This is a genomic window from Brachybacterium sp. UMB0905 (genome assembly GCF_002871795.1).
Taxonomy (GTDB): domain Bacteria; phylum Actinomycetota; class Actinomycetes; order Actinomycetales; family Dermabacteraceae; genus Brachybacterium.
In genome coordinates, this window is record NZ_PNHL01000011.1 from 97,564 (window position 1) to 104,352 (window position 6,789).

General features: G+C 72.3%; 4 protein-coding genes. 2 read left to right on the forward strand and 2 right to left on the reverse strand.

What is annotated here, in order from left to right; genetic code table 11:
- Positions 1-14: 14 nt before the first annotated feature.
- On the forward strand, positions 15-1,136 hold the full coding sequence (locus CJ197_RS11445) for a GTP-binding protein (protein WP_102236881.1): 1,122 nt from the start codon (positions 15-17) through the stop codon (positions 1,134-1,136).
- Here CJ197_RS11445 and CJ197_RS11450 read toward each other — a convergent pair.
- Together CJ197_RS11450 and sbnA are read right to left on the reverse strand one after the other, a co-directional pair.
- The gene (locus tag CJ197_RS11450) at positions 1,042-4,263 is read right to left on the reverse strand and encodes an FAD/NAD(P)-binding protein (protein WP_158239467.1); all 3,222 of its coding nucleotides are present in this window, start codon (positions 4,261-4,263) and stop codon (positions 1,042-1,044) included. The two genes, CJ197_RS11445 and CJ197_RS11450, sit on opposite strands and share 95 nt — an antisense overlap.
- Complete coding sequence (gene sbnA, locus CJ197_RS11455) at positions 4,256-5,335, reverse strand: 2,3-diaminopropionate biosynthesis protein SbnA (RefSeq protein WP_233190881.1); 1,080 nt, start codon at positions 5,333-5,335, stop codon at positions 4,256-4,258. The genes CJ197_RS11450 and sbnA overlap by 8 nt, the downstream gene beginning before the upstream one ends.
- 171 nt (positions 5,336-5,506) lie before the next feature.
- Here sbnA and CJ197_RS11460 point away from each other — a divergent pair, with 171 nt between their 5' ends.
- Positions 5,507-6,316 (forward strand): NAD(P)-dependent oxidoreductase, encoded by an 810-nt coding sequence (locus CJ197_RS11460; protein ID WP_102236883.1) that lies wholly within the window; start codon positions 5,507-5,509, stop codon positions 6,314-6,316.
- The last annotated feature ends 473 nt before the right edge of the window (positions 6,317-6,789 follow it).

Sequence of the window (6,789 nt, forward strand, 5' to 3'; positions counted from 1 at the left end):
CGGAGGAGTTGTCCGTGCCCCAGCAGTCCCAGCCTGATCGCGCCCACCCGGCCGCCGACGGGGGGCGCAGCGTCCCCGTCGCGGTGATCTCCGCGGTGGACCCTGTGCTGCGCGACGCCCTCATCGCGAGTCTGCTGCTGGATGCCCAGGATGCCGTGGCCTTGCGCTACGAGCTCGTCGCAGAATCTGCCGCACTGCGCCGCCTGATCGTCAGCTCCCGGGGTGTCCTCGAGGACGAGCTGGTGGACCTCGACCACCCCTGCCACTCCTGCGCCATGCGCGAGGACGCCGTGCCCACCCTCGAGCGCCTCGCCCGCACGCCCGGCATCGCCGCGATCCTGCTGGCCCCGCCGCTGTCCGCTGAGCCGGCCACCGTCTGCGGTGCCCTGCGCGCCCAGGAGGACGGCTGGCACCTGGCCGATGCCGCCGTGGTGCTCGATGCCGAGACCGCGATCCACGACCTGCTGGGCGATGACACCCTCGCCGAGCGCGGACTGCAGTGGCTCGCCGAGGACCATCGGGCCGTGGGCGAGGCGCTCGCCGCCCAGCTCGAATACGCGCCCACCGTGGTGCTCGAGGGCGACGGGGCTGGCGCCGGTGCGGCGCTCATCGAGCATCTGCGCGCCCCCGAGCAGCAGCTCATCGAGGGGATCTATGCCCTGGATGCGCGGATGCTGCTGAGTGGGCGCCTGGACCACATGCTGGCGCTGCGTCGGCGTGACGTGCGCTACGTCGAGCCCTACGGCGGCCCCACCGGGCACGGCACCTGGACCCTGGATCTCATCTCCGAGCGGCCCTTCCACCCCGATCGCCTGCTCGAGCAGATCGAGGCGATCGGCGCCGGACACCTGCGCGGCCGCGGCCGCTTCTGGGTCCCCGACCGCCCGGACAGCATCTGCCAGTGGGACGGCGCCGGGGGACAGGTCGCCGTCGGCGCCGTGTGGCGCACCCGCGATGACCTGCCCACCACGCGTCTGGTCGTCACCGGCATCCACCCCGAGGACCGCGAGCGGGTGCGCACCGCTTTCGGACGCGCCCTGCTCACCGAGGAGGAATGGGCCGACGGGCTGGCGCCGTGGCTGGGCTGCGAGGATCGGCTCGCCCCGTGGCTCGGGGAGCGGGAGTCGGCGGCCTGATCTGCGGCTCCTCCTCCCAGGGGCGCTGGGGCGCGATCGCATCGATCCCATCGCGTACGAAACCGCCCTCCCGTCGGACCACATTGGAGGCCAGTGGGAGCTGGTGGGAGGCGCTTTCCAGAATGTGCATGAGGTACCCCGCGGTGTTCGGCAGCGCGAGGATGTCCCCGACGGCCACCCCGCTGGGGAAGTGCAGACGGCGCCGCAGGATCAGCTCCGCCTCGATGCAGTAAGCCCCCACGACGAAGGCGTCCATCGGCTCCCCGCTCTGGGTGCCGATGCGTACCAGCAGCGGGTCCACCAGGAAGTCATCGGAGGTGGAGCGGCACTGGGTGCGGTTCATCTCCACGCCCACGAGGGCCGCGCCGTGACTGGTGGAGGTGCGCTGAATGACGCGCGTCAGGGTCATCCCGCAGCCGTCCAGCAGCGAGCGGCCCGGCTCGCAGGCCAGGCGCAGCCCACGTGAGCGCAGGGCCTCCGCGGCGGTGGGCACGGACCCGGCAGCTCCATCGGCCCGGGCAGCCCCGTCGGCCTCATCGACACTCGCGGGGGAAGCGAGCAGCCCGCGCAGCCAGTCCCCGCGCACGGGGGCCTGGTGGTAGGGGTAGTGCTGGGTGAGCGGCGCCCCCTCCCAGGTGATCCAGTCCGCGGGGTCCGGGCCCTGCGCGGTGCGCACCGCACGCTCGGAGGCCTCCCATTGCTGCTGGTCATCGAGGTAGGACATCGGGATCCCGCCGCCCATGTCCACGAAGGTCGGCTCGTGTCCCGCCTCCCGCAGGGCATCGATGAGCGTGCAGGCCTCACCGATCGCGAGCGCCCGCGCCGCGGCGTCATAGCCGTGCAGGTGGAAGTGGACCCCGGCAATCCGCGCCCCGGCCTCCCGCGCGGCGGGGGAGGCCACCCACGCCCGCCAGGTAGCGGCGGACTCTCCGAACCGGGTGGGCGGCACCGGGCCGACGGGAGTGGGCGCCAGGCGCAGAGCGAGCGCCGGCGGTGCGGCGCCCGGGCGGTCGGTACGCCCCGCGGTGGCGAGGACGTCCAGCACCGCGGCGGCCTCATCGAGGTTGTCGAGCACCAGCATCGCCCCGCATTCCAGGGCCAGCTCCAGCAGCGGCCGCGGCTTGATCGCCGCGGTGACCACGATGCGCTGAGCAGGCATGCCGTGCTCGAGGGCCTGGGAGAGCTCCCGCAGGCTGCCCACATCCAGGCCCAGCCCCGCCTCTTGCGCGGCGGCGACCATGCCCAGGGTCTTGTTCGCCTTGCGGGCCACGAACACGGCGAGCTCCACCCCGGCGTCGTCGGCTGCCTCGGTGAGCTCCGCGGCGTGGCGGGGCAGGGCGGAGAAGTCGTGCACGTTCAGCGGGCTGCCGAAGCGCTCCACCAGGTCACGGCAGGCCTCGGGGTCGCCGAGCAACTCGCGCATCCACGGCTCCAGCCGGGCATCCAGCGGCGGCATCCCCTGGCAGTGAGCCCGCAGCGGATCGGTGGTGCGCAGGCGCCCGGTGAGGCGCTCCGCCCAGCGTTCGGGCTCCTGGTGCAGGTGGCGGTTCAGGGTGTCGTGGCCGATCACATGGTCCTCCGTCGGTCGTCCCAGCAGCGCAAGGCCCGTCACGGTGCTGCCATCGGCGCGCAGCGCGCTCGCATCCGGGGCGATCATGGCACCGCGCCGGCCCGGCCGCACCGTGATCAGCCCGTCGGTCAGGAGCTGGCGCAGCAGCGGCTCGTCGAGGCCCTGCACGCCCGGCGGGGGCAGCACCGCATCGACCACCACATCAGCCTCGCCGCTGGTGGCGAGCTGCTCGACCGTGGTCCCGGCCTCGAGCGGCCCCAGGTCCACGGCGCCGGAGGCATGCATCGCCAGGAGCTTTAGTGCGGTGGCCAGCGGCGGCCCGAAGGCGAAACGCTCGAGCACCTGCGCGGCGTCGCGGAAGCGCTGCCACGTCTCCTCCGGAGCAGGCAGGCCGCGCAGCAGCCCGGTGAGCGCCGGGTACAGCCGCGCCCAGGCACGCCCGAGCGCCCACGCCGGTCCCGGGGCACGCTCCCCACAGGCCACCTGCACACTGCGCTCCAGCGCTGTGAGCGCCTGACCGGGGCCGATGGGCAGATCCGGCTCCGCGCCGGTGGCCAGCGTGTGCTCGATATCCACGCGCGAGGCCGGGGCGCCACGGTCTTCCAGCAGCGTAAGCGCCGTGTCCACGACGACCGCGAGCACCTGCTCCACGACCCGGGGATCCGCGGGGTCCAGGCGGCGCAGGCGCTCCTGCCCGACGGTGAGGAGACGCTCGGGCACGTGCGCGGCGGGGCTGTTCGGCTGCGGTTTCGCATCCAGCAGTAGACCGCGGCGTGCGGTGGGTAGCAGCACCGCCGGCTCGGCCGCACCCCGCTCATGGCGCAGCGCACCGTCCGGCTGCTCGACGAAGCGGCCGCCGCGGCCCTCGGTGAGCATGAGCGCCGCATCCAGGAAGGTCAGCGCCGCCCCACGCAGCGCCACCCGCGAGCCCGGCGGGACGTGCACAGGATCGAGCATCTCCTCAGGCGGCAGCACCGCGGGGCGCAACGGCACAGCCCCCTGCCAGCTGCGAGCGAGAGCGCCCTCATGTGCGCGGGCATGCCCGGTGGCCACGAGCACCTCGTCGGCCCCCGTGATCACCTCGCCGCCCTTCAGCTGGACGGACCAGGTCTCGCCGACCGGCTGGACGGCGGTGGCGCGCGTGCGCACCCGGGTGAGGTCGGCGTGCTCGCCCAGGGCCGACCACAGGCGCGACCAGCGCTCGGCGAGGTACTGGCCTACGACGGCACGCGGCGGGAAGAGCTCCTCGGCCAGCTGCGGCGCATGCTCGGCGCACCACGCCGGGAAGCTCGCCGCGGTGCTGCTGGCGGGCGCATCGATCACCCGGCAGTCCACGTTCAGCCGCAGCGGCGCCGGCTGATCCGGGCGGTAGGCGGCGCCGGTGCCCGGATGCTCCCCGGGATCCACGACGACCACCTCTAGGGCGCGACCGGCACCAGCGGCCAGGCGGGCCTGCAACTCTTCGAGGGCGAACAGGGCCTTCGGACCGGCGCCGATCACGACCAGGCGCAGCGGATCACGGCCCGGGGCGGAGCACCGGGTGGAGGGCTCAGGCACGGGCCGCCTCCTCCAGGCGGGTGATCGCGGCGGCGATATCTGCGGGGCTCGCCCCGAGGGTCTCGCGCACCCAGGCATCGCTGTAGATGGTCTCGAGGTAGGGCACGCCGGAATCATGCACGATCAGCGCCACCCGGGCGTCGGCGGCGAGCTGGCCGGGCAGCTGCGCCAGGGCGTGCACGATCGCGCCGGTCGAGGCGCCGGCCAGGATGCCCTCCCGTCGGGCCAGCAGCCGCGCCCCCGCCACCGCGTCCAGGGGCGCCACCCGCACCAGCTCATCGGGGTGCACGCTGCGGGACAGTTCGGTGACCATCCCGGCGCCGAAGCCCGGCAGCGGCCGCGGCGCCGGGGTGCCGTCGAACAGGGCGCTGCCCTGCGCGTCGACGGCGACGGTGCGGGTGCTCATCGCGTGTTCGCGCAGGTAGGCGGTGCAGCCGGAGAGCGTTCCGGTGGTGCTCACGGCCGCCAGCAGCACATCTACCCGGCCCTCGAGCGCCGCGGCGATCTCCGCCATCGTGCCGTTGCGGTGCGCTCCCGGGTTCGCGGGGTTCGCGTACTGGTTGAGGTTCACCGCGCCGGGGATCTCCTCGAGCAGGGCGCGCACCCGCTTCCGCCGGGCGGTGAGCAGGTCGCCGGTCTCCGGATCGGGCTGGTCCACGACCTCTACCTGCCCGCCGAGCGCCCGGATCGTGGCAATCGTCGTGGCATTGGTGCGGGAGTCCACGACGCACACGAACCGCAGCCCACTCACCGCGCAGGTGCGCGCGAGCGCCACCCCGAGGTTCCCGGAGCTGGACTCCACCACGGTGCCGCCGGGAGCGAGGGTGCCATCGGCCAGCGCCGCCTGCACCATCGCCAGGGCCGGGCGGTCCTTCGTGCTGCCCCCGGGGTTCACGGATTCGAGCTTGGCGAACAGCTGCGCCCGGCAGGTGGGGAACAGACGTGTCAGGCGCACCAGCGGCGTCGCGCCCACCGCCGCGGAGATGTCCTCTGCGATCGGCGGGAGGCTCGCACAGGCGGGGGTCTCGGGACGGGATGCAGTGGCCGACGGTGCGGCGGAGAGGGAGCTCACCCTCGGACCGTACGGCGCGCGGGCGCTCCTGCCTAGGCTGGCAGGGACCGGTTGGTCGGTCGAGAGGGTGGAAGGGGCTGGCGCGCTCCCGGCGAACTGGCGCTGAGATCCTCAAAGGACGCGGATGGACGATCCGTCAATAGCCGCGTACCGATCTGCGATGATGCGCGCATGCGCATCACACTGATCGGCGGCAAAGGCGGCGTCGGGCGTCTGCTCATCGGGGTCCTGCAGGACCAGCACGAGCTCACCGTCCTGGACCGTTCCACCACGCCCCTGCCCGGGGTGCGGGAGATCGTCGGGGAGGCCGATGATCCCGCAGCGCTCGAGAGCGCCCTCGACGGTGCCGATGCGGTGGTGCACCTGGCCGCTGTGATCCCCCGCGGCTCCGAGGCCGAACAGCTGCCCGGCACCGCGCAGGCGATCGCCGTGAACGTCGGCTCCGTGCTGCTGGCAATGCGAATGGCCCGCATCCTGGGCGTGCGCTCCTTCGTGCACATCAGCTCCCTGTCCGTCTTCGAGCGCTACGCGATCGACCCCATCGCGGCGGGCACAGCGCCCGATGCGACGGAGATCTATGGACTGTCCAAGCGGGTCGCCGAACTGGCATTGCAGGTTGCCTGCGAGGGCCCCGCCCCCACCGCGCAGGAGCAGGACATCACTGTCACCTCGCTGCGCCTGGCCTTCCCCACCACTGCGGAGGCGTGGCCACACTGGGTGGGGCCGCTCCACGGCCCCGAGGACGCGCCCACCGTCCACACCATGGCCGACGGGACGGTGGTGTGCGGCCTGCACCCGACGGATCTTGCCGCGGCGGTGCTCGCGGCGATCGACCGGACTAAGGGAAGGACATGGGAGGCGATCTCGGTGACCGCCGCGCCGGAGACAATCGCCGATGATGCCGCGGAGCGTCTGCTGGGGTGGCGGCCACGGTGGACGCTGGAGAGAGCAGCGGAGGGTAAGCCGGGGAGGCCCGGCTGATGGGAGGGCCCAGCTGCGGGTAGGGCCCAGCTGATGGGGCCCACGTGCTGTGCCGCAGGTCATGTGGGGGAGACCACCCCTCAGAACCCCCTTCTCGGCTTGACGACCAGAACTACTTCTCCGTAATGTTCTTCCTCGTGCCCCGCTGAACCGGGGGCATCGGAGCGGCTCGCAGAGTTGGTTCCGATGGGTCTGGTTCGGGGTCGGCTTCTCTAGGGCGTGAGTTGGGAAGCGGTTCGGATCACATCGGATCGATTTGACTCGCGGTGAGTGGCTGGCTTAATCTGGTGGGGTTGCCCCGGAGCGAAGAGCCTGATCGGCTCGGGTTTTCGAGTGCGCGTGTTGTTTGATATCTCAATAGCGTGTCTGTTTGTTGATGCCATTTTTTGTATGGCAATTGTTGATGGACAACAGCAGTAATGCTGGTTGTTTGTCTGTTTTTGCTGGGATTTATTGTTTTTCATGTTTTCATG

Bases quoted from the DNA above. Each gene is read 5' to 3' on its own strand.
- CJ197_RS11460 (WP_102236883.1), top strand. From the start codon at position 5,507: ATGCGCATCACACTGATCGGCGGCAAAGGCGGCGTCGGGCGTCTGCTC.